24 protein-coding genes are annotated in these 25,554 nt (G+C 59.2%); 12 read left to right on the forward strand and 12 right to left on the reverse strand.

The window, feature by feature from the left end:
- On the forward strand, window positions 1–189 hold a 189-nt coding region (locus tag BLEFHOIH_RS27000), incomplete at its 5' end, for a hypothetical protein (protein ID WP_210191843.1).
- A gap of 27 nt (window positions 190–216) precedes the next feature.
- Here BLEFHOIH_RS27000 and BLEFHOIH_RS06820 read toward each other — a convergent pair.
- From BLEFHOIH_RS06820 to dndA, 5 genes are all read right to left on the reverse strand, one after another.
- Window positions 217–708 carry a hypothetical protein gene (locus BLEFHOIH_RS06820; protein ID WP_245296896.1) on the reverse strand — a complete coding sequence of 164 codons (492 nt, stop codon included), beginning with the start codon at window positions 706–708 and terminating at the stop codon, window positions 217–219.
- Entirely contained in the window at window positions 708–2,711 is a 2,004-nt protein-coding gene (locus tag BLEFHOIH_RS06825; RefSeq protein ID WP_088343783.1) for an AAA family ATPase, read from the reverse strand. The genes BLEFHOIH_RS06820 and BLEFHOIH_RS06825 overlap by 1 nt, the downstream gene beginning before the upstream one ends.
- Window positions 2,711–2,956, reverse strand: coding sequence for a CxC ATPase DNA modification system associated small protein (locus BLEFHOIH_RS06830; protein ID WP_088343784.1), 246 nt, complete (start codon window positions 2,954–2,956; stop codon window positions 2,711–2,713). Before BLEFHOIH_RS06830 ends, BLEFHOIH_RS06825 begins: the two co-directional genes overlap by 1 nt.
- Before the next feature lie 4 nt (window positions 2,957–2,960).
- Window positions 2,961–4,847, reverse strand: a complete 1,887-nt coding sequence (locus tag BLEFHOIH_RS06835; protein WP_088343785.1) for a DEAD/DEAH box helicase family protein — start codon at window positions 4,845–4,847, stop codon at window positions 2,961–2,963.
- Window positions 4,848–5,062: 215 nt separating this feature from the next.
- Entirely contained in the window at window positions 5,063–6,232 is a 1,170-nt protein-coding gene (gene dndA / locus BLEFHOIH_RS06840; protein WP_245296897.1) for a cysteine desulfurase DndA, read from the reverse strand.
- A gap of 70 nt (window positions 6,233–6,302) precedes the next feature.
- Here dndA and dndB point away from each other — a divergent pair, with 70 nt between their 5' ends.
- The 4 genes from dndB to dndE are packed head-to-tail and all read left to right on the forward strand — an operon-like array spanning window position 6,303 to window position 11,305.
- Window positions 6,303–7,400, forward strand: a complete 1,098-nt coding sequence (gene dndB / locus BLEFHOIH_RS06845) for a DNA sulfur modification protein DndB (RefSeq protein ID WP_088343787.1) — start codon at window positions 6,303–6,305, stop codon at window positions 7,398–7,400.
- The gene (gene dndC, locus BLEFHOIH_RS06850; RefSeq protein WP_088343788.1) at window positions 7,390–8,937 is read left to right on the forward strand and encodes a DNA phosphorothioation system sulfurtransferase DndC; all 1,548 of its coding nucleotides are present in this window, start codon (window positions 7,390–7,392) and stop codon (window positions 8,935–8,937) included. Before dndB ends, dndC begins: the two co-directional genes overlap by 11 nt.
- Entirely contained in the window at window positions 8,934–10,922 is a 1,989-nt protein-coding gene (gene dndD / locus BLEFHOIH_RS06855) for a DNA sulfur modification protein DndD (protein WP_088343789.1), read from the forward strand. Before dndC ends, dndD begins: the two co-directional genes overlap by 4 nt.
- Complete coding sequence (gene dndE, locus BLEFHOIH_RS06860; protein ID WP_088343790.1) at window positions 10,922–11,305, forward strand: DNA sulfur modification protein DndE; 384 nt, start codon at window positions 10,922–10,924, stop codon at window positions 11,303–11,305. Before dndD ends, dndE begins: the two co-directional genes overlap by 1 nt.
- Window positions 11,306–11,820: 515 nt before the next feature.
- On the opposite strand, the gene BLEFHOIH_RS06865 is transcribed toward dndE, so the two are convergent.
- Window positions 11,821–12,051: a helix-turn-helix transcriptional regulator gene (locus tag BLEFHOIH_RS06865; protein WP_245296898.1), complete on the reverse strand. Its 231-nt coding sequence runs from the start codon at window positions 12,049–12,051 to the stop codon at window positions 11,821–11,823.
- 169 nt (window positions 12,052–12,220) lie between these two features.
- Here BLEFHOIH_RS06865 and BLEFHOIH_RS06870 point away from each other — a divergent pair, with 169 nt between their 5' ends.
- Window positions 12,221–12,475 carry a hypothetical protein gene (locus tag BLEFHOIH_RS06870; RefSeq protein WP_088343791.1) on the forward strand — a complete coding sequence of 85 codons (255 nt, stop codon included), beginning with the start codon at window positions 12,221–12,223 and terminating at the stop codon, window positions 12,473–12,475.
- Window positions 12,476–12,576: 101 nt separating this feature from the next.
- Here BLEFHOIH_RS06870 and BLEFHOIH_RS06875 read toward each other — a convergent pair whose 3' ends face one another.
- Both BLEFHOIH_RS06875 and BLEFHOIH_RS06880 read right to left on the reverse strand, forming a co-directional pair.
- On the reverse strand, window positions 12,577–14,319 hold the full coding sequence (locus BLEFHOIH_RS06875) for a DUF3363 domain-containing protein (RefSeq protein WP_088343792.1): 1,743 nt from the start codon (window positions 14,317–14,319) through the stop codon (window positions 12,577–12,579).
- A gap of 290 nt (window positions 14,320–14,609) precedes the next feature.
- A complete protein-coding gene (locus tag BLEFHOIH_RS06880) occupies window positions 14,610–14,900 on the reverse strand; it encodes a helix-turn-helix transcriptional regulator (RefSeq protein ID WP_088343793.1) in 291 nt (96 codons plus the stop codon).
- Between the two features lie 132 nt (window positions 14,901–15,032).
- On the opposite strand from BLEFHOIH_RS06880, the gene BLEFHOIH_RS26140 reads away from it, so the two are divergent.
- Both BLEFHOIH_RS26140 and BLEFHOIH_RS06890 read left to right on the forward strand, forming a co-directional pair.
- Entirely contained in the window at window positions 15,033–15,461 is a 429-nt protein-coding gene (locus tag BLEFHOIH_RS26140) for a hypothetical protein (RefSeq protein ID WP_125461615.1), read from the forward strand.
- Window positions 15,462–16,027: 566 nt separating this feature from the next.
- The gene (locus BLEFHOIH_RS06890; protein WP_088343795.1) at window positions 16,028–16,321 is read left to right on the forward strand and encodes a hypothetical protein; all 294 of its coding nucleotides are present in this window, start codon (window positions 16,028–16,030) and stop codon (window positions 16,319–16,321) included.
- Window positions 16,322–16,521: 200 nt separating this feature from the next.
- Here the strand turns inward: BLEFHOIH_RS06890 and BLEFHOIH_RS06895 are convergent, their stop codons facing one another.
- The 4 genes from BLEFHOIH_RS06895 to BLEFHOIH_RS06915 form a co-directional block, all read right to left on the reverse strand.
- Window positions 16,522–17,751, reverse strand: coding sequence for a cytochrome P450 (locus tag BLEFHOIH_RS06895; protein WP_088343796.1), 1,230 nt, complete (start codon window positions 17,749–17,751; stop codon window positions 16,522–16,524).
- A gap of 246 nt (window positions 17,752–17,997) precedes the next feature.
- A complete protein-coding gene (locus BLEFHOIH_RS06900) occupies window positions 17,998–19,314 on the reverse strand; it encodes an MFS transporter (RefSeq protein ID WP_170937039.1) in 1,317 nt (438 codons plus the stop codon).
- 391 nt (window positions 19,315–19,705) lie between these two features.
- A complete protein-coding gene (locus BLEFHOIH_RS06910; RefSeq protein ID WP_088343799.1) occupies window positions 19,706–20,407 on the reverse strand; it encodes an SDR family NAD(P)-dependent oxidoreductase in 702 nt (233 codons plus the stop codon).
- An 80-nt stretch (window positions 20,408–20,487) separates the two neighbouring features.
- Window positions 20,488–21,237 carry a glucose 1-dehydrogenase gene (locus BLEFHOIH_RS06915; RefSeq protein ID WP_088343800.1) on the reverse strand — a complete coding sequence of 250 codons (750 nt, stop codon included), beginning with the start codon at window positions 21,235–21,237 and terminating at the stop codon, window positions 20,488–20,490.
- 418 nt (window positions 21,238–21,655) lie between these two features.
- Here BLEFHOIH_RS06915 and traG point away from each other — a divergent pair, with 418 nt between their 5' ends.
- The 4 genes from traG to BLEFHOIH_RS06935 all read left to right on the forward strand — a co-directional run bounded on the left by traG (window position 21,656) and on the right by BLEFHOIH_RS06935 (window position 25,545).
- Window positions 21,656–23,614, forward strand: coding sequence for an IncP-type conjugal transfer protein TraG (traG, locus tag BLEFHOIH_RS06920; protein ID WP_245296915.1), 1,959 nt, complete (start codon window positions 21,656–21,658; stop codon window positions 23,612–23,614).
- Window positions 23,615–23,676: 62 nt separating this feature from the next.
- The gene (locus tag BLEFHOIH_RS06925) at window positions 23,677–24,144 is read left to right on the forward strand and encodes a CopG family transcriptional regulator (protein ID WP_140421901.1); all 468 of its coding nucleotides are present in this window, start codon (window positions 23,677–23,679) and stop codon (window positions 24,142–24,144) included.
- Window positions 24,137–25,129, forward strand: coding sequence for a P-type conjugative transfer ATPase TrbB (gene trbB, locus BLEFHOIH_RS06930; RefSeq protein WP_088344293.1), 993 nt, complete (start codon window positions 24,137–24,139; stop codon window positions 25,127–25,129). Before BLEFHOIH_RS06925 ends, trbB begins: the two co-directional genes overlap by 8 nt.
- On the forward strand, window positions 25,126–25,545 hold the full coding sequence (locus BLEFHOIH_RS06935) for a TrbC/VirB2 family protein (RefSeq protein WP_245296899.1): 420 nt from the start codon (window positions 25,126–25,128) through the stop codon (window positions 25,543–25,545). The genes trbB and BLEFHOIH_RS06935 overlap by 4 nt, the downstream gene beginning before the upstream one ends.
- Window positions 25,546–25,554 lie beyond the last annotated feature (9 nt).

Below are 25,554 nucleotides of genomic sequence, written 5' to 3' on the forward strand. Positions count from 1 at the left end.
GTCAAAACCATCGCTCATGGACCGGCATTACGCCACCGCCTGAGCCCGGCCGATAGGTGGGAAAGAAGGCCCGCTTACGACAGACCGGGCTTCGATAAAGTCGCCGATGCCGTCGTCATCCCATGCATAATCCGAGCTAATATTTCGGCACCTGAAAAGTGTGATTTGTTCGAGTACCAGCTTGATTGAAGTGAGTTGACTTGATCGACCCGAGAATCAGGCTGCCTTTCCAAGTGAAAGCGCACCATCCAATTTGACCTTAAATGCACGGAGAAACGTTTCCAGGGATCGTGGGCGATCATCGAACCAATCGAGTAATACGTCATAGCCGCCGTGTGCATATTTGTTGAATTCGCGCACTCCGTCATCGCTAAGATGATTGGGCGCGCCCGGATCAACGAGCCTCGAAATCGCGGCATGGACTGCTTTCTTTTCTGTTATTTCCACGCCGAGATAGTCCAGCTCCCGGCTTAGGAACATAGCGATCAGAAGATTTCCACGGTTCCTGTATGGACCGGGAAAGTTCTCGACCAGCGTGGCGGTTTCCGCTGCAAGGACATCCTTTTTGCGTATGGCTGCGATGCCGGCGATGAAACAAAAATAGAAAGCATCGAAGTCCGGCGCGGAAGCTGTGCCAGGCAAAGCCGCGAAATCCGGCCTGATGTCCTTAAACCAGTCGCGAGCATCCTTTCTTATGGCGAAATCCATCAGACCTCCTCGGCGTCGAGTTGAAACTCGTTGAAGAATTGTTCGCCTGTAACCCGAAAACCGTCATTCGTGGTCACGCATAGGGGAGTGTCCATGGCTTTCGATTCGAGGTGGCTGGCCCCTTTTCTAAACAATGTGACGTACTGAATATCGCCATTGCTGGCCTTCTTTAGGCTTGCCAGGAATTTTTCCCGTTCCGAGGAGATCATGAAGGCAATGAACTGGCCCGTCAGCTTGGGCACCAGCTCGCCTATATTCGTCCGGATGTCGAAATCAATCGGGTTGGCGGGGCTATCAACGACGAACGGGAGCCGGTGCTCATCCGTCCGGTCAAACAAGGTTGACAAGAATGCGTAACCGACAGAAAGGGTTTCGCCGACACTTCCTCCCGACTGCCCTCGCAGGACCAAACAACGGTCGATTTCGTCGATGCGGATGTTATTATGCGGCATCAGGGTTTCTATCCGGGCATTCGCCTCGTCCCGGATTTCGGCCATGATTGCCTTCTTGGCTCTTTCGTGGGCGCTCTTGATAATTCTCGTTAGGATATCGCGCTTCTGACGCAGCGTACGTGTATTCGTGACTTCATCGACTTGGTCTTCTAGCACATTTATACCGGCCTCGATTGTCTCGATCGCAAATACGCGCTCCGGATCAACAGTGCTGATGCGGTCCAGCCGCACTCTATCGTCTTTTCCCTTAAATCGCCGCAGTTCTTTCTCAATATTATCTTTGTCCGCTTTTAAACGGTCAATTTCATCCTTCGCTTTGGCCACGTCCGGATCAGTTTGCTCCGCCGCATGCTTAAGTTCGTCCAGATCGTTTTGAGCCGATTGGAGGTTGGTTACCAAGCCTGCTACATGCCTGATATTTTCCGACAGCGCTGCGGCCGCTTGGGTTCTCGATTGTCCGACCGCGTCCGAAATCGCGGATTTCATCTGGTTCAGCACATTCACATCATCTGAACCCAGATATTTTTTGGCGCGCGTTCTGATGACTGTCCGGATTTCGTCATCGATAATGCGTCCACATACACACTCATCTTCCTTGGCTAAATCTTCGAAAAATTCCCGTGCCGCGCTTTCGGGTAGCTTGGCTCGGTCGAGACCGGACTTAAGTTCGAACATGGCAGCGGCGAATGCCGGTGACAGGGCCTGCGGATCTCTCATTTCGTCGAGCAGCGATAGCGCACCTTCCCGGACCTCGCCCCGCAGGCTGTCCGCTATGCTCTCGGCTCTGCCAATCTTCTTCGCCCGGTCCTCTTCCTTCGTGATTTCGCGCTTGTATCGCTCCTCCTGGCGTATCAGCTGCCCGCTGGTTTCCGCCAGCCGCTTGTCAAGCGCCGACCTTTCCGCCACCAGCTCTGAATGACGCTTGCGCCATGCTTCCAGTCTGTTCTTCCGACGCGTGTATCCAGTCTCGTCCTTGGCAGTCACGCTGCGGGTCTGTTCATCCCAATAAGCCGAAACCTTGTCGGCCATCCGATTTAGCAGATGGACCTGAAATAGGCTTTCCACCGCCTGTTCGGCGTCAGTGTGTCGCTTGTTGAGAAGATTCTCGGCCAGCTCCCCATCGAAGACATAGAAGTTAACGAAATCCTCATTCATGAACCGGCGGAGCTCAAAAGGCGGATTGAACCCTTCCTCCTGTCCTGATCCCCACGTAGTTTTATATTCGACGCGACCGGTTTCGAAATCGAACTCCATCTTGACGGTGATGCGCTTGTCGTTGAGCGTAAGCTTGAGTTCGAATAGGCCCTCAGCGGCATCCCCGCCCTTCTTGCGCAGTTCTCGAACGCGCCCTCGGTCCCAGGTGCCGTTCGCGGCTGCGCCCGAAAGCGCTGCGCGAAGCAGAGACAGTGTCGTGGTCTTTCCGGTGCCATTTGGCATCTGAATTAGGGATATGCCGTGTGGCTGGCCATTGGCGTCGCAGCAGTCAATCTCGTGATCCGGACATCGCAGTCCTTCCGCCTTCCACCCAAGAATGCGCATGGTTGCGGGCATCAGGTCAGTTCCTCCGAGGACGATTCCCCGACCAGCTCTTCCAGCAATTTCTCCAATGAGGGGGGCTGTGTTTCGTCATACAACAGCTCCAGATGCCGGTTGGCCGACTGCGTTGCATTGATATTCTCGTTGCCGGAAGCGATTGCCTCAAACCAACGCGCGAGTTTTCGCGCCAGTCCTTCTGGCTGGCCAGCCTTCGTGACGGCTAGTTCGATCGCTTCTATTATTTTCGGGTCCACACTCATACCCTCATTCCGCCGGCCTGAGTGTGGACAGGTCCGTCAGCCAGTCCCGGCGCTGCTCGTCGGCATTCGGATCATCGTGTTCTCCGCCCTCGCGTATGAAATCAACGATATTCGCTATCTTTTGCGGGTTATCGGGGTTCGTTCGCAGGCACCGACCAATACGCTGGATTGTCTCAAGGCGCGCTCTTTCCGAAGAAAATAAAATCACAGTGCTAAGAGACTTGATGTCAATGCCTTCAGACAGGCGATGGCAGGTTATCAGGCATTCAAGGTCTCCTCTGGCGAATTTTCGTAAGGTTTCCGCTTGCTCACCGGAGTAATAGGTATGGAAATCGGGGCGGTATTTATGAACTATATCGAGAACGGCGTCGCCGTATTCCATCGTTTCCGTAAAGATGATGCAACGCCTTAGAAGGTCTTCGTGATTCTTAATGAAATTTGTGAAAACCGGCAGCTTCGCTTCAGATGTCTTATACACCCGTGCGATCTCTATCCACAGTTCGGTGTCGCTCATGGGATTGCCGGCTGCTTCACGTGCTTTACGTCGGCGGTAGATGGCAGCAATGCGCTCGCGATCAGCGTCGGTGAGGGCGAAGTGCAGCGGGTAGTAATTGAACGGAGCAAGAATACCCCGTGCGATGGCTTCACGCAGGCCGAACGTCATTAAGACTGGGCCGATGTGATCCTCGATAAAAGCATTGCCTTCATGATCATACTCACGCTCGGGTGTCGCACTTAATCCCAGCCGGAAACGCACATTGTCTGAAAGGCTCGCGAGCCGCGTGCGATTGCCGGGACTTCCCAGCCCATGAACCTCGTCGTGTATCAGGAGCGCCCGTCGAGCCTGGTTCCTGCCGAGTTGACGGAGCGCGGAAGCCACAGGCTCCCGTGAAACAAGCAGGATGGCATTGCGCGGATCGAGCACAAAGCCCTGTGTTTCCTTCATATCTCTGTAGTGTCGGAAAACCCGAAGATCGCGCCCGATCGTCTTACGGACCGCTAAAAGCTCGCTATACCACTGATCGAGCAGATCGTTACCGTCCGTGCACACGATAACGGTGTCGATTTCGTCCCGCTCAACAAGCGCCTGCAAAATCTTCATTGCAGTGCGAGTTTTGCCTGTGCCGGTCGCCATGTTGAGCACGCCCCGCTCTGCAGCGAGAAACGTCGCGACAGCCTCGTCCTGGTGCCGCCATTTTTGGCTCTGTTGCTGTGTCTGCCGCCGCCCGGCTTCCCATTCACCGCATACGCGCAGCAGTTTTTTTTGCGCTGCTTCGGGGAAGCTATATACTTCTACGCCCTTATCAGCGCGGTTCCAGAGCGCTTCAAAATGCTCGCGTTTGCGGGCCGCTCGTATGGTGCTGCCCCACGACGAATATACATCGACGCATTCCCGGTTGTTCTCGAAGGCGTTGCGGCTTTCATTCGACGATCCGGTAAAGGCAACGTAATCCTCGCCGTCAATGAAAAGTCCGATCTTTTCATGATAGATGCCAGCGCCTGTTTTGGGGATTGCGATCTGGACTTCCAACCGCCCCATCTCAAGCAACCGCGCGAGGCGTGCAACTCCGTCACCGACACCGTCGGCGAAGTCCGTCTCGATAATCTGTTCAAGGCGTCGCGCGCAGATATCCTGCCTAACCGCCCCGTTTTCGATGGCCCTGAGATCGCCCTCCGAAAGCTCGACGGACGTGACAAGCCTGATCAGCCCGCCCTTCTTTATGAACTCGCCCAGCGGAGCGCCGAACGCCTCAAGCGCAGAGCTGGAAAAATATCCGACAGCTCGCCAGTATAGTTCTGCTTCGCGCAACGACGGTCGAAAAAAATCCTCAACGATATTATCGTAACCAGACCGGTAATCGTCTTGGTATAGAATATCTCGTAAACTCATTGATTGTATGCATCCCCCCGGATACTTGAGAAACGCTCCCTCTTATAGCACTGCAAACGCTACTCACCACGATATGCGCCTCATATACCAGCGTTTTCGTGCCGAATTGGCTAATTTATTAACTTACGGGGGAGAGTCTGCTTTACAAAAGCTCAGTTATCAACAGGAAAGTTTTCAGGGTTACGCTGCCCAGCCGTGCTGATTGTCTACCCTAACTATCGCAGCGATTCGACTCGCTGCGCAATCGCCTGCCAGTCCACATCCGGGGTCATGTGACACCAGGATAGGCGCACGGCACCGGCAATTGCCATTTCCGGCAGCCCCATAGCGGTAAGGACGTGGCTTGGTTCGTAACTTTGGGACGTGCAGGCCGAGCCGTTTGACACTGCAACAAGGTCCTTGAGCGCGACCATGAGTGCTTCCGAGTCAATTCCCTCGACAGAGAAGTTCAGCACATGCGGGAGTGTGTATTCCGGATCGCCATGCAGGCGAATTTCTAGTGATTGCAGCGCGGCGACGGCCTTCGTGCGAATTGCCACGCAGCGCTCCCGCCGCTCCTTCGCGTTCTTGCGGGCGAGTTCTGCCGCCAGTCCGAAACCTATGATTAACGGGACCGGCAATGTGCCGGGACGAAGCCCGCGCTCTTGTCCGCCACCGTAGGAGAGCGGTGCGAGAGGCGGCTTCTTGAAGCCGCGCCGTCTGGCGACAAGCGCGCCTACTCCGACCGGACCGTAGACTTTGTGCGAGCTAATGCTGATCAGATCAATTCGCGGACGGTCCAGCCCGTCCAGGTCCTTGCCGAACCCCTGCGCAGCATCGACGTGGAAATACGCAGCATGGCCATCTAGGGCGCCAGCAATTTCTTCAATCGGCTGCCGTGTGCCCGTCTCGTTGTTCACATGCATGACCGACACAAGCGAGGTGTCGGGGCGAAGCGCGGCGCGTATTGCGTCTGGGTTCACCACACCGCTTAGGTTCGGCTTGATAAGCGTGACGGCGAATCCTCTTGCCGCGAGCGCTTCCAGCGGCTCCAGCACGGCTTTATGCTCGATCGCCGTGGAGACGATGTGGCGACGACCTGTCGTCTCGGCGTGCGGCGCCATGCCGAGAATGGCCAAATTGTTGCTTTCCGTCGCGCCGCTTGTGAACACGATCTCGTCCGTGCTTGCCTCGACGACCGCCGCGACTTGCTCGCGCGCGGTCTGCACAGCCCGTTTGGCCCGCACGCCGTATTCGTGAGTACGGCTCCCAGCGTTTCCAACCTCCTCCAGCAGCCAGCTAACAATCGCGTCCCGAACAGCGGGCTCGATCGGGGCGGTCGCGTTGCAGTCGAGATATATCGGCGCCGCTTTGTGTATGTCTACTGACCCAAACGTACGTTTCATGTTTGACAAACGAGTCCCAAAATGATTCATTATGTTTGTATCGCATAATTGGTTAGCCGCAGGCAAGTAGATGAGCAACGGATTTGAATATGTATTCCCAGCCATAAGAGGCATCCAGGCACAAAGGGAATACTATGTATCCATGTGTCCCATGCGGCTTTTACCAAAGTTGTTTCTTTTTGATGAGGAAGAGCTGGTTCCAGAACTCAGGGCGCAGCGCCAACTTAACAAGGCAAGGCTTCCAGAGCTGTCCCGTTATATTACTGAGAACCCCAACGACTATGTTTTCTCGGCAATTACCGTTTCCATCGACGCCGCCGTGAATTTCGAGCGGCTTGCAATGGAGGGGGACGCCGGCCGCATCGGTTTGCTGCACATACCAATGTCGGCCCGCTTCATCATCAATGACGGTCAGCATCGCCGCGCAGCTATAGACCGGGCGCTGCGCGAAAAACCGGAACTGGGCGATGAAAGTATCGCTGTTGTATTCTTTCTCGATATCGGCCTTGCCCGCTGCCAGCAGATGTTTGCTGACCTGAACCGCTACGCGATTAGGCCTTCTTCATCATTGAGCATTCTTTATGATTACCGCGACGAGACGGCTCGGCTCGCTAAGGCGCTTATTGCAAAATCCTCCGTCTTTCGGGATGTCATCGAGCTCGAAAAGACGAGCTTGTCGCCGCGTTCGGGGCGGCTTTTCACACTGAGCGCCATCTATCATGCGACAGACGAGCTGTTGAGCGGAATGCAAGAGACAGCGCCGAGGGAATCGGCTGAACTGGCGCTTAGCTTCTGGGAGGCGGTGGCTGGCCATATTGGTGAATGGGGGCGTGTGCGGCGAGGCGAGCTTTCGGCTGGCGAGGTTCGCGCTGACTTTATTCACACCCATGGCGTTGTATTGCAAGCCCTGGCCCGCGCGGGACGCAGTTTAATTCAGCGCCACCCGAAGCAATGGCAAGCTAAACTTGCCAATATTGAAGCTGTAAACTGGCGTCGATCCAACAGCAACCTGTGGGAAGGTCGCGCTTTATTGGGCGGGCGGGTTTCAAAAGCGCACCAGAATGTTATTCTGACCGCTAATGCTATAAAGAATCATCTGGGCCTTGCGTTGTCGCCCGAGGAGCAACGCGTTGAAGATGCACTGAGTCGGGGGAACAATGGCTCGTAAAAGCGATAACAACAAACCATTTTCGGCCTTTGCCAAAAGTGGGTTTAAGAAAACGATCGCCGTTGCGATGCAGGAAGTTGCCGATCTGTACGCCAGCGACGAAATTCCATGGGTTATTGGCTACAGTGGCGGGAAGGATTCAACTGCCGCCCTGCAGCTTGTCTGGCGCGCGCTTGAAACTCTCCCTGAGCAACAGCGCAAGAAACCTGTTTATGTCATCAGCACGGATACTCTTGTCGAAAACCCGATTGTTGCGCTCTGGGTCTCCAAGTCTCTTGAAAAGATGAGCGCCGAGGCCAGCCGGCAACGCTTGCCTCTCACAGCACATCGGCTCACGCCCCCGCCGGGAAATACCTTTTGGGTCAATTTGATCGGACGAGGCTATCCCGCTCCCCGGCCCAAGTTTCGGTGGTGTACGGAACGACTGAAGATTACCCCCTCAACACAATTCATCAGTTCCGTCGTTCAAAAACACGGCGAAGCCATTCTTGTTCTCGGTTCGCGTAAGGCTGAGAGTACAGCGCGCGCACGCGTCATGGACAGGTTCGAGGAAAGGCGCGTGCGGGAGCGTCTAAGTCCCAACGGGAGCCTGCCAAACTCATTCGTTTACACGCCGCTAGAAGACTGGACGAATGACGATGTCTGGATGTACCTGATGCAGGTTGTGAACCCTTGGGGCTACAACAATAAGGATCTGCTGACGATGTACCAGGGCGCGACGGCCGGCGGCGAATGCCCGCTCGTCGTTGACACCAGCACGCCAAGCTGCGGCGACAGTCGCTTCGGCTGCTGGGTATGCACGCTTGTCGAGAAGGACAAGTCAATGCACGCCATGATCCAGAACGATGAAGAGAAAGAATGGATGCTGCCGCTCCTTGAGTTGCGTAACGAACTGGACCCGCCAAAGACGCCGGATGCAGACCGGCCGCTACGGGATTTTCGCCGCATGAACGGGGCCGTTCAGCTCTTCAATGACCGTCCTATTCCTGGCCCCTATAAGCAGAAGGTCCGCGAAGACTGGCTACGCAAGGTGTTATGGTCGCAAAGGCACATCCGCGAGAATGGCCCTGCCGAAGTGCGCGATATCGAACTGATCACACTTGAAGAACTTGACGAAATTCGCCGCATATGGGTTGTCGAGAAGCACGAGATTGAGGACAGTCTTCCTCGCGTCTATGAGGAAGCGACAGAGCGGCCCTATCCGGGCGGGCGCCTTGATGACAACCTGGTTATGGGTGCGACCGAAATGGTGCTTTTGCGCGATTTATGCGGCGACGACGATTTGCATTTCCAGCTTACCCGCGAACTGCTTTCCATTGAGAAGCGTCACAAATCCATGCTGCGTCGGGCCGGTCTGTTCGAGGCGCTTGAACAAGCCTTCCATCGTGGATTCTATGACGGCGAAGACGACGCGGTCGCTCGGGCCCGGCAACGCCGCGACGCGCTTGACATGGCGCAAGAGCGTGTCTTCGACGAAACATTGCCGATGGTTCAAGAAGCACCGGACCTGTTTGACCGCGATGAGGTTCGGCGATGATTCTCGACGATATTACGCTGCACAATTTCGGACTTTATGCCGGCTCTCAAACCATTTCACTCACGCCGCCCTCGCCGGACAAACCTATCATCCTGATCGGCGGTCTTAACGGGGGCGGGAAGACCACCTTTCTGGATGCCCTGCAGCTCTGCCTCTTCGGGCCGCACGCCCGAATTTCAAATCGTGGCACGCTCGCTTATTCGGAATATCTTTCGCGTTCGATCCACAGAGGGGCCGCGAATGGGGCCTCAATCGAAATCAACTTCCGACACACCGTCGAAGGGCGTGAGGAACGTTACAGATTGCACAGGTCATGGCGGCGCAACGGCGGCGGCTGCAAGGAGCATTTCGAGGTTTTGAAAAACGGCGCGCCGGAGCCGGCACTTTCTGATAACTGGGCGAGCCAGGTCGAGGAGTTTTTCCCTGCGAACATCGCCCACCTGTTCCTATTCGACGGAGAACAGGTTGAAGCCTATGCCTCGCAGCAGGACTCCTCCGCGCTGATTGGCGCCGCCATTCAGAATCTTCTCGGCCTGGATATGGTCGATCAGCTTGAGAAGGATCTTCAGGTCTATGAGCGCCGCAAGCGTACCGAGAACAAGGATGATGCGCTTCATGCCGAGATCGCCGCGGCTCAGGATACGCTGCGGGATTTGCGCAGGCGCGTTGAAGCATTGAAGCAAGAGCGCGCCGCGCTGCGAACTCATCGGATCGGCCGAACGCAGCGTGCGTTCCACGAGGTTGAGGACAATTATCGCAAGCTGGGCGGCACTCTCTATGACCAAAGAGAGGACGTCGAACGAAGGTGGGCGGAAGCCCAGCAAGCCCTCAAGGATGGAGAGGCTACCTTGCGTGACCTTGCAGCAGGACCGCTGCCTTTGTTGCTTGTCCGTGTGCTGCTGGAATCAACCGAATCCCGTGATCGCCACGAAGAAGAATGCCGGCGCGCCCGCGATTTGTTCGAAGTCCTCAAAGCCCGAGACCGCGCAGCACTAAAGCATATGCGCACAAAGTCCGCTGATCAAACCGCCATCGACGTGTTGAAGGAATTCTTCGACGCGGACCGAACCGCACGGCAGGCGCTTGGCAAGAAAGAAACTGTTCTGGACATTGCGCCCGAAGTTCGCAGTGATCTTCATGCCTTGCTACGGGGCGATCTCGATGAAATCGCTGCTGATACTGCGCGCCTTCTCAAGCGTCAGAAAAAGCTGGAAGCGGCGGCGGCCCAGGCACGGATCGAATATGAAAATGTTCCGAGCGCCGATACCATTGCCCGAGTTGCCACGGCTCGCGAGACGCTAAAGCAAGAACTGGCGGAGCTGGACACTACGTATGCGGCTATGGGGCAAGATATAGAGCGTCAGGAGCGCGAGTTGGAGCGCAAGGAACAAGCGCTTGCGCGCCTGATAGAGGCTGATGCAAACGAAAAAGGCGCCCGCGACGATCGCTCCCGCATACTCCGCCATTCAGAAAAGGTGCGGGTCACGCTTGGCGCGTTCCGCCGCGCCGTTATTGATCGACATGTTCGCCGAATAGAGCAGCTCGTTCTTGAAAGTTACCAGCAGCTTCTGCGCAAGGGGGCACTCGTAACCCGTCTATCTATCGATCCCGAGAGCTACGCCCTAACGCTCTTTGGCCGGGACGGTGATGTGCTGAGCGCAGAAAGATTGTCGGCTGGCGAGCGTCAGCTCCTTGCAATTGCCTTGCTGTGGGGGCTCGCCAAGGCTTCGGGGCGGCCCTTGCCGACTGCGATCGACACGCCACTGGGGCGGCTTGATTCCGTTCATCGCATGCATCTAGTTGAACGTTATCTGCCATATGCTAGCCACCAGGTTTTACTTCTTTCCACAGATGAGGAGATTGCAGGCGAATATCTTGCGCGTTTGACCCCATGGATCGGACGAACATATTGGCTTTCCTACGACGATGAGGCGGGCGAGACGTGCGTTAGGTCCGGTTATCTCGAAGCGCGGGAGGCGGCGTAATGGCGGTAGACCACATCAGATTGTCGCAACAGGCCAAGGACCAGCTTGTAAAGCTCAAGCGAGTGACAGGAATTGAGCACTGGAACGTCCTGTGCCGCTGGGCGTATTGCGTGTCCTTATCAGAGCAGAGTGTGCCGTCTATTGCGAAAATACCGGCGGACAGCAATGTTGAAATGAGCTGGAAGGTGTTCGGTGGCCGCTATGCCGATCTTTATATGGCAATTTTGAAAGAGCGCTGCGTCCGCGACGGACTCGGTACTGATGCTGAAACGCTCGCACAGCAGTTTAGGCTCCACCTGCATCGCGGGATCGCGTACTTGGCTGGAAATAAGGATCTGCGCAAGATTGATGCCTTTGCTTCGTTAGTGTTGCAGGCGGCGTAAAGGTGAATGCATGAGAGGATCGCCTGTCCGATCAAACTTGCAATTACCCGATATTGTTCTGACGCCCGACCTGCCGCTTTTCGATTACGGATGCGATCGAGGCGATGATTTGCGGATGTGGACGGAACTCAGCTTCCAGGGGACAGGCTGGGACCTGGTTCACCGCCCTGACCAGGACCTTCGTCGCGCGCCGATTGACATCAATCTCGGCTAGTCATCAATGTCATCGAGAACCCGCACGAAGGCGTGAGGCGCTCCATCGTGCATGGACGCTCGCCGAAAAGATCCTCGTCGTCAGCGCACGCTTGTCACTTGATGACCGGTCCCTCCGGAGCAGTAACGATTCAAGGATGGTTGCTTTACGAGCTGTCGGACATTCCAGAAATCTTCGAGCAGCCGGCGACCCGCTGTAGGGCCGGTGTCCCGTGCCTGTCATTCAAGTCGCCCGCGACGATGAAGCTCCTCGCCGCTTATAGTAGCCAATAAGGTCAGCTGAAGGATGATCGAAGCCTGCCTCAGGAGGACCGTCTCATTCGCACACCTGGTTGATCGCCATTTGTGAATTCAACGCCGGCCTTTTCTAGCGCATTCCGGATGGCTTCCAAAGTGCGCGGCTTTAACTCTTCACCATTTTCAAGTCGTGTCAGCGTGTTTGTCGAGACGTTGGCCATGGTGGCCACATCGCGGACGCTCAATTTTAATGCGGCGCGCGCCATACGATATTGCTCGGATGTAATTATCGCCATGGAGTATCGAAATCGAGTTGACAGAGCGAATTAAGGGCAGCATCATCAAGCTGCAGTATCGATTTCGCTACCGTATGGCAGAATCGCTTTCCTGCAAACGAAAAAGGCCCGACGAGGTGCTGGTAACACCATCGCCGGACCTGACCAGCAACCTGTTGAAGAGGTAAGCATGGCTGAAAATGAGAATACCCCGCCCAATGGCGAGGGCAATATGCGTGTGGAAATCGTCACGCTGGTCTATGAAATCCAGATCCTGTTTGAGACCGTCGTGATGGCGCTTGAGAGTCTCAAAGCTCTGCCTGAGGCAAAGTCGATCACCGAGCAGCTTGGCGTCATCCAAAAGCTCGCATCCCAGGCCGGAGAAGCACTGGAGACCTTGGGCAACGCCATCCAACGGGTTTTCCAGCCGCGTCTAGCGAACTGAGGCGATCCCCAGACATGGCGGCGAATACCGCCATGTCCACAGACCTGGCTTCACGCCGGACGGGTTCTTGGCCGCGATATGCGCCCACTCCACAGCTCCATTCATGCACGTCCCGGAAGCCCACGCCCGCGGTCCAGAGACCAGCTGACTCGGCTTGGCGTCGTGATGCCGGTAACAGCGCGACCACGGAATGGCTCCAGTGATGGCCGCCATGGCGCAAGCGTAAACGTATCCTCCCGGCGAATGATCGCCAGCCGCTCGGTTGGCGTTGAGATCGATCTCTCGTAAATGCCGGAGATCCGTGCTCCAGGCTCAGGCGGAAGGTGGGTGGCCTTCAGCTCTCGGGCCAGCATGCCAACCAGACGCTGGGTTTCGCGCTGGCGCAAGGCTGCGATCAGTTGCGGCTTGATCTCAATCTCACCTGTCGAGGTTCGACGGGCGCCCCCTTTGCTTGCCAACCACTCAGCGCGGACAGCGATGGCTTCTTTCAGGTCGGCGGCGAACCCGCGGGAATGGTCATCCAGACGTTGGCGCGCCAACAGCGCCTGATCCAGCCAGGTCGGACCGTCATAGGCAGGAAGCTTGTTGAGCTCGACCGTCGATAGGACTTCAAGGCGCGGTGTTCCGGTCGGCTTGCCGTTCAGCCGGTTGCCGGTGAGTGCGACAACCATGCCATGAGATGGCACTTCGGAAGGCGCGACGCGCCCGAGCTCGGCATAGTGGGCGCGGCCATCGAGGGCGTCGATCACCACCCAGCTGCGATCGGTGATTTCATCGACCCTGCCGACGCCGGCGACTTTGCCAATGACCGGCGTCTTGCGTGTGCCGCGCTCGAAGACCGCAAGGTCGGCGGCGCCGCGCTCGATGCCGGCCTCGCGCAATGCGCGTTGCATCATCTTAAAGGTGTCAGCCCGCTCACCGAGTGCGCGCAGCTTCGTCTCGAGCGCCGGATCGAGACGCCAGACGCCTGACTGCAGCTCGGTGGCAAGGCCAAGCCGGCTGAGCGTCTGTAGGCGGCCGATCTGCAAGCTCTGCTGCTGCTCGTCGGAGGCATGCGCGGCCGTGACAGTGAGAATGCCATCCACCGCCCGTCCGACGATCTTGCGGTCAAGACGCGTCAAGCGCTCCTGCTCGACCTCTTTGGTCAATTTCCGCAGGCGCTCGATTTCAGTCTCGGGACCAAGCTCCAGTGTAACCAGTGCCTGGGCACGTGCACGGATGCCGTAGGCAATATAGTCGCGCGCCATCACCAGCTCCCGGCCGTCTTTGTCGCGGCCCCGGATCACGAGATGGGTGTGGGGATGCCCGGTATTGAAGTGATCGACGGCAACCCAGTCGAGGCGGGCATCGAGATCATGCTCCATCTGCGCAACCAGATCGCGGATGAACGGCTTCAGATCGGCGATGCGATCACTATCCTCGGGAGCGATGATGAAGCGGAATTGATGCGGGTCGTTCTCGGAGCGCTGAAGGAATGCCGCCGCGTCGGCAGGGTCACCGCCGGTGGTGTAGAGCTGCCCGGCCTCGCCGTCGCGTGTGACGCCATCGCGCAGGATGTAATGGAGATGCGCACGAGCGGTTCCGAGATCACCGGCTTTGATGACCGCATAGCGCGCCTTGACGATGACACGGCGTCCGCCCGGGGCGATCAGTCCATTGGCGGCGCGCAGGCCCGCGCCCGTCCCGCGTCGTATGCTGCTCGGCTTGAGGTGGCCGTATCGGCGCAAGGCGCGCGCGCCTGTGCGCCCGGCAATGCGAAGCGCCTTGGTGCTATGGCTTTGCAGACGGCCACGACCGGCATCGCCGATCCGGCCGAGCTTGAGTTCCAGGTCATCGTCCGCCATTGGTGCAGCTCCATTGCCGGTGAATGGCACTGAGGTGACCCCAGGCGCCGAGACGTCAAGATGGAGTCGCTATAGGCGTTTGATTCCCGGGGACATTCAGCAATGATCACGCCGCCAGGTTCCATATGGAGTCGCGCCAAGTCTTGAATACTCAAGGATTTTCCGTCTGCTCAGCGCTCTGTCTTTATCTTGATCTCCCCGCCAGTCCCATTTGCATTCAAAATCCTCGTCAATCGGTTGCATTCGGCTATGCTTATTCAGTCGGTGCGTAGCGGCGGGAACGCAACGGCTCACCCTGTTTTTGTGTCTTTGCGGGTGGGTGGTTGTTGCCGTTCTGAGGATTTGAGGATGTCATGCAATTCATCGAGGAGATCGGAGGGGCGGATCTGCAGTGCTACGGCGATGTCGATGAATTCGATGACGCTCAGGCGCCGCTCCCCGCCCTCATATTTGGCGACGAAGGATTGCGGCTTGTCCAGGCGCTTCGCCAGCTCGGCCTGGGTCAGGCCATGGTCGGTGCGCCGCCTGAGCAGCAGCTTGCGCAGCTCGAGCTGTCGCGGCGAACGCAAGGTGTCGCGCATGGAAGAGGCCAGCCTGGATGTAAAGCGGCCTCAGCAAATAATCCCATTTCCGGATTATCCCATTTTAGGATAATTCGGTGAGGGCAACGTAATGCGCGCCACCTGCCCGGTCGGCGCGAGCGGAGGAAGCGCATGGGCAAGACAATGACGCTGTGCGCCTATATTGAGCGCACAGCCTCGACGGATGGTTCGGATGGATATGTGGCCGGGTTGAGGAGCGCCGATGGCGGCGAGGTCTGGCTCCGGCTCCTGCTTCCCGCAGAGGCTGTCGAGCTTGCCGTCCTGAAAAACGCCCGTCTCTCGGTCATGCTGTCACCCAGCGGCCGGCTTGTCCTCGATGCCGAGGGGCTGAGCGAAGAAGCCCTCGAGGTCGCCAGCGCGGATGCGCCTTGGCGGGATCTGACCCTGGAGAGGCTGGTGCGCCTGTGCTTGGAGCCAGCGCTCCTGAAGGGTGAAGACAACCTGCCACAGGATCTTGACGCCCTCCATGATCAACTGCAGCGGGCTCTGCAGCTTGTCGATGAGACTCGCAGCAGGCTGGGTCGGCCACGGCAATGCTGATCGCGCAGCGAGGGGCGCAAAGCGGAGTCTTGGCAACGCTCTAAGCTGCCTTCGCAGCAGGAGTGGCAATATCGGCGTCACAATGCCGCCTCATAACGCCGTCGTCGCCCTGAAGAAGTAGCCCCGATAGCGCCGTTCCACATGTAAATGTCGCATCATGCGTTAGAATAGGAACTATTCCACCTGTCACACTTCGACGAGCCATCAGGGCGCTGTAGCTTCCTTCGTGAAGCGAGTGTCCCGCTCGCTCCGTCTGATAGAGGGGTATGATGAAGAAGATTGGACTAGTGGCACTGTTGGCCGCCGCTGCTACTCTTGCCGCTTGCGCGCCGACGCGGGCTCAGCATTGGTGGTTTGTGGACGCGCCGCTTGAGAGTTCTTTGCCCGGGCCGATCAGCGCGGCGCGGCTTTGAAGGGCACAGTCTATCTCGAAAACGGGGGTGTGCCTGAGCGAGCGCGAGTCACGGACGCGCACGCAAGCCGTGGACAGCGAGGCTTTATAATCGCTGACCAGATGCCTAGCTTGATCAAGCTATAGCGGAAGCGAGAAAGGAACTCCGAGTTACATGACGTACTCGGGGTTCCTGAACCTGCGACTCTGCTATCTGCTGCATTGCCTGAGAGGCTCCATCGCCGAGAAGGCCATCCCGTTTGACCATCGGTCCCATCCTGGGGCCCGGCGCTGGCGTGCTGACACTACCGTTGTGCAAGGGAAGGTCCGGCGTGCAAGGCCGGCGCAGGTGCTCCTGGATTTCTACAATCACAGAAGTCTGTTCTCGAACAGCGAAGATACGGTCGACAATCTCGATGCGGCTTTGCGAAAGCGCTTCAGCTACGTGAACATCGAGCTCAAGGGTTGAGTGGCCCTTGACGCCCACAATGGTTACCCTTCCCCCGGCCCAGGACACGGAAGAGCGCCAGGCATCCGATCGAGCGGTCTGAAGACGCTGGCCGCCGTTGATGGCAGCTCAGCGCTAATATCATAGGTAGGTGAGAAGAAAACAGGTGCCTTACCTATTTCCTCGGGGGCGTGAGCCCGGACCTTCGAAGGTCGCTGGTGTCATTGCGGCCAGGATACATGCAGTGCGCCGATCCTGCGGATGCCCGCATGCCCCTGCAAGCTCGGCGGCTCGCCACTAAGCTGAAGCCGCGGCAACCGTGCTGCGAGCGCCGCCAACCCCTCCTCCAGTTCTGCCCTCGCCAATGCCTCTCCAAGACAGCGATGAGCGCCGCCGCCGAACACCTGATGCCACCGCGGATGATCGGAACGGCGGATGTCGAAACGGTCGGGGTCGGCATAAAGCGCAGTATCGCGCATGGCCGACATCGTGGATAGGCGCAGCACTCGCCCTGCCGGGATCACATATCCGTCGATCGCAATATCGGCCGTGGTGAAGCGCGGTACCGAGCCGATGGCCGGCTCATAGCGCAACGCCTCCGAAACTGTCCCAGGGATTAATGGCGGGTTGGAGCAGACGGCTTCCCACTGCGGCCGGTCCTGAAGAAGCAGAGCGACCTGAATTGCCATAGCAGCCCGGGTAGTGTCGCTGCCGGCAACGATGACCGTGACGAGTTGGGACAAGATCTCACCTAGGGAAAGCTCGCCGGCCTCTTCGGCCGCCTTCACGAAGCTTGTGCTGAAGTCGTCGCGGGACGCGTGGCGGCGATCCGCTACGAGGCGCTCCACGTAATCAAGCAGCTCTGCCGCAGCGCGGGTTATGTCCGGTACCTCGTCAGGGGTGAAGGAGGGGTTAAGAACACGAGTGAAGGAATAGACGGAGCGGGTGAAGCTCGGCAGGTCCTCGTCGGGAAGACCGAGGATGCTAGCAATGGTGAGGGCTGGGATAAGCGCGGCATAGTCGTCGAGGAGATTCATCCGGCCCTCGGAGAGCCGCGCCTCGATCAGCCCCTCCGCGACGGCACGAATCCGTGGCCTGATGCCGGCGACTGTGCGGAAGGCGAAGGCGCGCGACATCGGCGCGCGCCGACTGCGGTGGGGGACTTCGTTCGAGAACACCATCGACTGCCCGATGATCTCGAAGATCGGCCCCGACGTGATACCGCGCAACTTCAGAAACTCGGTTTCGAGCTGGCGCGTGCGTGGATCTGTAATCAGCGTTTCGACGTCGGCCGCACGGATTGCGAGATAGGCGCCGTCGTCGCCCTGAAGGAAAGGGGTTTCGCCTCGATAGCGCCGGAAGGCGCCGTGCGGATCGGCATCAAGGTCGGCGATCGCTACGATCGGAATGGTGCGCGATCCCGTTTCTGCCGAAGTATGGGGTTGGCTCACGATGTCGTCTCCGTAGTTGGAATTTTACTGGCCGCAAGTGGGCGGCGGCCTCGCCATCCCGCAAAAACAAGAGGGCGCTATTCGCGAGGAGGCATAGCGCCATGCTGATGAGTAATTCGCCTTTTGGACGGGCGGCCATCATGGCGCACCGCGGTTCAGCACCGGTATAATTCGGTCAGGTGGGCCCCGTTGAGCCCGGCAGCTCGCCGCAGCTGTGGAAGTCACCCACCAAGGCAACAACGTCCGTCATTGTTCGGCTTTTGCGCTCTCGCTGCGATGGTGGCAAATCGCTATCGCGATCGACGTGAGCGCGGTCATCACGATGATCGTCCAAAGCACGGTGCGGAACGCGACGGCATAGACATCGCCATGCCCGCCATTGCCAGCAGCAACCCTGGCCGCAAGCGCCGGATTGTCCACGACACCGCCGATGACCCAGTGGATCGCGGCGGCGTAGATGCCGATTGCGATGGCTTCGCTTCCAAGCCGCAGAAAGTTCAGCATGCCGGCGGCCGTCCCGGCGCTTTGAGGCGGTACCGCACCAATCGCGGCTCCATCGACAAGTCCAGCCGGCAGCCCCCACCCGAAGCCGAGGAGGATCATTGGGACGACGATCCAGCCGATCGGAAGCGACGGCCCGAGCAGGAACATGCCGAAATCACCGATTATCAACACGGCGAGCGACACGTAAATGACGGCCATCGCGGTCACTGAGGGGAAGCGCTTCATGATCATCGCGACCAGGATCGGGCTGACGAAGATCGGGACAGTCATCAGGAGCAGAAGTGAACCTGCGGCGGGTGCGTCCATGTTGTGTTGCGCGCTCAATGCCACCGGCAGGTAAGTGAAGAGGGTCATGAAGCCGATCGCGTCAGCGACGGGCACCAGGGCGAATCCGAGGAAGGTCGGATTCTTCAGCAGCGAGAAATCGACCGCCTTGGTTGCCCGCGTGTTCAAACGGGGTGCATGAGGAACATGGCGGCTCAAGCAGAAGGCAACAGCCGCGACAATGCCGTAGAGGAGAAAGACTCCGCGCCAGTCGATGATCGGGATAAGCCAGCCGGCAAGCGTCGGCCCGACGGTGCCACCGAGACCGAGAGTCGATCCAAAGATTGCGAAGTTCCGACCACGGACTTCGGGCGGGAAGGCGTTAGAGAGCGTCGCCGAAGCCCCGGCGAATATCGCCGCGCCGGCGATACCGCATACCACGCGGCCGACATCGAGCATCAGCAGCGATGGGGCTGCTGCACTGATCACCGAGCCGACGACCATGAGCACGGTTCCGATCACAAACGTGATCTTGTAGCCGATCCTATCCGACAGAACGCCCCACACCAGCATGAAAACGGCGAAAGACGCATTGAAGCCGTTCACCACGCCTTGCAGCAGTGCGGGGTTCGCGCCCAGATCGCGTGCAATTCCCGGCAACGCGACCGCCGTTCCGGAAATCCCGATCGGCATGACGAAAACGGCGAGAAGAATGACAGGCAGTGCCAACCTGGACGTGGTCGCTAGCGCCGCAACACCAGCCCCCTTCACATTGACGCCAGCGACGGCGCCCATCGGATCTGCGGACCTGGCGGATGATGAAACCCCAGTTTCCATCATCTTAATGAAGCCCCGATCCGTGCTCTGGGTTGGCTGAAATCGCCGTCGACCAGCAGGTCGACGCGAGGGCGATGTCTTCCGAGCGCTCGCTGCGGGTGTGAGGCACTAGCTGGCCTATCCGCTTCTTCAATTCGCCGAGCTGCGCCGAACTAATGCCGCTGCTTTCGCCGATGGTGCCTGTGATCCTTCCTTCCGACCTCGACATTCAAATCCCTTCATGTCCCGCGGTGATCATTCAATGCCGATCGCCCAAAGATGTGACGGGCAAAAATCCCTTGGAAGGTCGCAGCTCAGAATACATTCTATTCTCCCGCGGAATTGGGGCGCGGCATCGCCGCCACTTTTCCTAGAACCGCTCAACCCACGGCCTGAGCACCAATTCGTCCGTCCATGCGCTTCTTGGCTGGCACAGGAGATCCACGTAGCTTTGCGCGATGTGATGCGGGTCGAGCGTGCTGTCAGGCTTATCCTCTGGATCGAGGTGAAGACCCGAACGGACGAAGCCATCGACGACAACATGCGCGACGTGGATACCCTTGGGACCCAGTTCGCGTGCGGCGCTCTGAGCCAGTCCGCGAAGGGCGAACTTGCCCATGGCGAACGCGGCAGAGTTGGCGAAGCCTTTTATGCTCGCAGTGTTCCCTGTCAGCAGAATCGCGCCGCGTCCCAGAGGCACCATTCGCCTTGCTGCGTGATGCACGGTGAGAAGGCCGCCGAACGCGGTCGCTGCGATCGACTTCTGCGCGGCCCGTGGGTCGAGTTGGTCGAGCGAGCCGCGAAGAGGGGCGGCGGCGTTGAAGACGACGACATCGGGGTCGCCTGTCTCAGCTTCTAACGTCTCGAATAAACTCGCCATGGCGTCGGGTTCCGCAGCATCGACCTGATAGGCCCGCGCTCCCGTTTCCTCAACAAGCGGCTGCAGCTTCTCGATATTGCGCGCCCCGAGGCTAACCAACACACCAAGTGAGGTCAGGCACCGCGCAAGAGCGGCGCTGATGCCAGGGCCCGCTCCGATAATAAGGGCCCGGTTGAACGGGAGATCCTTCATTTGTTTCCTCAGCTAACGCGGGTTTGTGCCAACGCGCCGGTCGCATCGACGTCGACGCGGCCGGCCGCCTGTTGCGAGGGTCAGATCTGCGTCTGGCCGCCGTCTACCACGAGGTCACTGCCCGTGACGAAGCTGCTCTCGGCCGAAGCGAGGAAAAACACACCGGACGCGATTTCTTCAGGCCGGGCCAAGCGGCCGAGCGGGACCATATCGACTAGGCCTGCGACGAGGGCGTCCTTCGCTTCCTTGCTGTCCACTTGGAGGTCGATAATGGGGGTGTCCGTTGGGCCCGGGCTAATCGTGTTAACGCGGATGCTCCGCCCCTTGAGCTCCGCTGCCCAGCTGCGCGCGAAGGAGCGTTCTGCTGCCTTCGTGGCGCAGTAGGCGCCATAGAGCGGCGCCCCAATCAGATGGCCTGAGGAGGAGACGAGGACGATGGACGCGCCCTCGTTCAGATGCGGTAGCGCCTTTTGCACGGTGAAGAACGTGCCGCGCACATTTGTCCTGAACGTCTTGTCGAAATGCTCAGGGGTCGCGTCAGCGAGCGTAACAAGTTCCGCGAAGCCGGCGCTTGCAACGACGATGTCGATCGATCCTTTCTCGGTCTTGATCATTTCGTAGAGCCGATCGAGATCGTCGAGATTGGTGACGTCACCCTGGACAGTTGCTACGTTTCGGCCGATTTCGGCTTTCGCTTTTTCCAGCTCCGACGCACGCCTGCCTGTAATGAATACGTAGGCGCCTTCCTCCACGAACCGCTTGGCTGATGCGAGGCCAATACCACTGCTGCCGCCGGTAATGACCGCCACCTTTCCTTCAAGTTTGGACATGCCCCAGATCCTTCTCGTCTTGTTGATCGGACCAACGCGGCCCAGCGAGGTTTACATGAGCACGCAGAAATCATTCTGAAGATCACATTGAAGAATACATCCTATTCTGTCGCGGCATTCACAACAGAACCCGCTGTTAGCGCAGGCACTCCCAGTATAATATTGCCGTGGTGCCCCGCAGGACTTCGATGCATGGGCGACCGTGGCGGTCCCCATCGGTCGAAAGCCCACAGCAGCTCCGAAGGAGCAGGACGACATGTGTAGGCGTGCCTCGAGATTGCCAAAAAGGGATCCCTGTGCTTCACAGATCTTCACAAGATTGCGCAATTTACTCCATTGAGAGTTGGCTTCTGCTCGGCCAACCTTTTCAGACAGTTACACACTTGGCTGAAAAGGATTGTCCGAGGTGTCGAGATCCCTGGCCCACAGTCTTCGAGGGATTTGCTGTTTTCTGATCGCGCTCCTCTGTCTCTGGGGCGCGACGGAATGGGCGGCAAGCGCACTCGGTTTTCAGCTGGCGCTCGGTCGCCCGTGGATCACGCTGTTCGGTGTACCTCTTTATGCGCCGTGGTCACTGTTTGGCTGGTGGCTGGCCTTCGAGGACCAGGCGCCGCATGTCTTTGCCCGAGCCGGAGCACTGGCGGCTCTCGGCGGGGTCCTCAGCGCGTCGATCGCGATCGGCGGAGGGATCCGGCGTGGCCGGGCCGGTAAGGTCCCCAGCACTTACGGCTCGGCCCGCTGGGCATCCGGACATGACATCCGCGAGGCGGGCCTTCACGCCGACCAAGGCGCTGTCCTTGGCTGCGTCCGGAACCGCTACCTTCGCCATGACGGGCCTGAGCATATCCTGGCGGTGGCGCCGACACGGTCCGGCAAAGGCGTCGGTCTCGTCATCCCGACGCTGCTCACCTGGTCCGGCTCGGCGGTCATCCATGATCTCAAGGGCGAGAACTGGGCGCTGACGGCTGGCTGGCGCGCCCGGTTCTCCGACTGCCTGCGCTTCGATCCGGTGAGCCCGCAGTCGGTGCGGTTCAATCCCCTCTTCGAGGTGCGCCGCGGCGTCAATGAAGTCCGCGATGTGCAGAACATCGCCGACATCCTCGTCGATCCGGAAGGCGCAAGGGAGCGTCGCGATCACTGGGAGAAAACCGCCCATGCCCTGCTCGTCGGCGCCATCCTCCATGTGCTCTATGCCGAGGAGGAAAAGACCCTCGCGCGCGTCGCCCATTTCCTTGCCGATCCGGCCCGCTCGATCCGCCGCACCCTGTGGGTGATGCTGACGACCAACCATATCGGCAGCGAGGATGCACCACGAGCGCATCCGGCAATTGCCTCGATCGCACGCGAGCTGCTCAACAAGTCCGAGAACGAACGCTCGGGCGTCGTTTCGACCGCGATGAGCTTTCTCGGACTTTACCGCGACCCGATCATTGCCGCGACCACCTCTTGGTCGGACTTCCGGATTGCCGATCTGATGGGTGGTCCGCGGCCGATCTCGCTCTATCTTGTCGTGCCGCCATCCGACCTGTCGCGCACCCGTCCGTTGATCCGGATGCTGCTCAATCAGATCGGCCGCAGGCTCACCGAACGGTATGAGCCCGAGGAGCACAGAGATGAGAGCGCAAGCCTCCTGCTGATGCTCGACGAGTTCCCCGCGCTCGGCCGGCTCGATTTCTTCGAAAGCGCGCTCGCCTTTCTCGCCGGCTATGGGATCAGGGCATTTCTGGTGGCCCAGTCTCTCAACCAGATCGACAAGGCCTATGGCCCCAACCATGCCATCCTCGACAATTGCCATGTGCGCGTTGCCTTTGCGCCCAATGATGAGCGCACGGCCAAGCGTCTGTCCGACGCGCTGGGCACCGCAACGGAGGAGCGCAACCAGCGGAATTTTTCCGGACGCCGTTTTTCGGCCTGGCTGTCGCATACGACGATCTCGCATCAGGAGACGGCGCGTCCGCTGTTGACGCCGGGCGAGATCCTGCAGCTCCCCCAGGATGAAGCCCTGATCTTTCTCTCCGGCATTCCGCCGATCCGCGCACGGAAACTGCATTATTACCGCGACCGCAATTTCCTGAAGCGTCGCCTGCCAGCGCCGGCTTTGAAGGCAAGTAAGGCCGGAGAGGCAGCATCCCATGACTGGGCCGGGTTCATCCGTGCTCCCCATCCCGCCCTAGACCGTGGATGGTCCGAGCTCGGCGCGGCCAGCGGCGTGCCAGATGAAGAAGCGCCCCATGACCGGCATGCTGGCACGGTCCCATCCGCCCTCACTCGCGAAGACATGCCGGTCCTCTTCGAGGATTGGGCCGAGCCAGCCTCCTCTGTAGTGGATGACGACGGCGCCATCGTCGAGCTGCCGGGAGGCGTGACGCTGTCATGAGGAAGAAGCGCTATTGCCTCTATCTCTCCCGCCCGCTCGCGAACAAGTTCGAGCTTGTCGCGATGCGGCGGAAGCGCTCCAAATCCGCCTTTCTCGAGGACGCGCTGCGCCAGGCGCTGGAGCCCGAGACGCATCCCGGCATTGAGGACGTCTTGTTGCGACGGCTCGATGCGATGAGCCGGTCGACCGGCACGCTCGAGCGCGAGGTCTTCGTCATCGGCGAAACGCTGGCCCTGCTGGTCCGCTATTTTCTGACCATTACGCCGCCACTCGCATCGAGCGAGCAGGAAGCTGCGCGCCTACTCGGCAAGGAACGCTATCAGGCATTTCTCATTCAGATCGGCCGCCGGCTCGGCGCCAATCGCCGCTTTGCCGCTGAGGTGCTCGAAACGGTGCGCATGTCTCCATCGGATGTCTTCGCGAATCCCGCGGAGGAGCAGCCCGAAGCGCGCGCCAATGGTGCTGCGGCTCACCAAGCCAGCGACCCCGCACTGACCGCCAAAAGCCAGGGAGATGACCATCATGGTTGACCTGATCAGACTGACAGGGAGCCAGGAAGCCACCAATCGCCGCCGCCAGATGCTGCAAACGGCGTTTGGCGCCGAGATCGCGCAGGCCCTCGCCGATCCCTCCGTCATCGAGGTGATGGTCAACCCGGATGGCAGGCTATGGGTCGATCAGGTCCCGGAGGGGCGCAGTGATACCGGCGAGACCATGAGTAGCGCGGAGACGGAGCGGATCATTCGGCTCGTCGCCACCCATACACGCCGGGAGGTGCATGCCGGCGCACCGATCCTCTCGGCAGAACTCCCCGATACAGGCGAGCGCTTCGAGGGACTGATCCCGCCGGTTGCCCCTGCTCCCTGCTTCGCGATCCGCAAGCCGGCGCAGAGCGTCTTCCGGCTCGGCGACTATGTTGCCAGCCGGATCCTGACGGCAGCCCAGGCCGAGATGCTGATCAAGGCCGTCCGTACGCGCTGGAACATCGTCATCGTTGGCGGCACCTCGTCAGGCAAGACGACCCTGGTCAACGCCCTGCTGGCCGAGGTTGCGACGATGGATGAGCGAGTCGTCATCCTCGAAGATACGCGCGAACTGCAGTGCGCGGCGCCCGATTGCGTCAGGCTGCGCACCAAGCCGGGGGTGGCATCGCTTGCCGATCTGGTTCGCTCGACGCTTCGCCTACGGCCCGATCGCATCGTCGTCGGCGAGGTGCGCGGCGCCGAGGCGCTCGACATGCTCAAGGCGTGGAATACCGGACATCCCGGCGGCATCACCACGCTGCATGCCAATTCGGCGGCCAGCGCCCTCATCCGCCTCGAGCAGCTCGTGCAGGAGGCCGTCATCACCGTGCCGCGCGCCCTGATCGCCGAGGCGATTGATCTCATCGTGTTCTTGAGCGGACGCGGCGCCGCTCGCCGGGTGGAAAGCCTGCTCCATCTCAAAGGTCTGGACGCCCAAGATGGCTATCGCCTCGAGCCGCTCGATCACGCTCCAAATCCGGAGAGCGCATGATGACCCGTTCCGTTCAAATTGATCCCGGTACGGCCGGCCATATCGATCAGAGATGTGGCCTAGCTGCCAAACGCCCTGCTGCGCCGAGGTACCTGCGTCTTCCTATTCAATGCAGCGTCGCGATCGTGCTGACCCTGATCGTGCTCGCCGCAATGGGTCAGGAGGCGCACGCCGCCGGATCCGGCCTGCCGTGGGAAGCACCACTTGAGCGCATTCTGGAATCCATCGAAGGCCCGGTCGCCAAGGTCATCGCCGTGCTGAGCATCATCGTCACCGGCCTCAGCCTCGCCTTCGGCGACATGTCGGGTGGTTTCCGGCGGCTGATCCAGATCGTCTTCGGGCTGACCATTGCCTTTGCCGCCACCTCCTTCTTCCTCACCTTTTTCTCCTTCGCCGGCGGCGCGCTGATCAACTGAAAGGCATCA

It is taken from the genome of Rhodomicrobium sp. R_RK_3, assembly GCF_002198715.1.
Lineage (GTDB): Bacteria > Pseudomonadota > Alphaproteobacteria > Rhizobiales > Rhodomicrobiaceae > R-RK-3.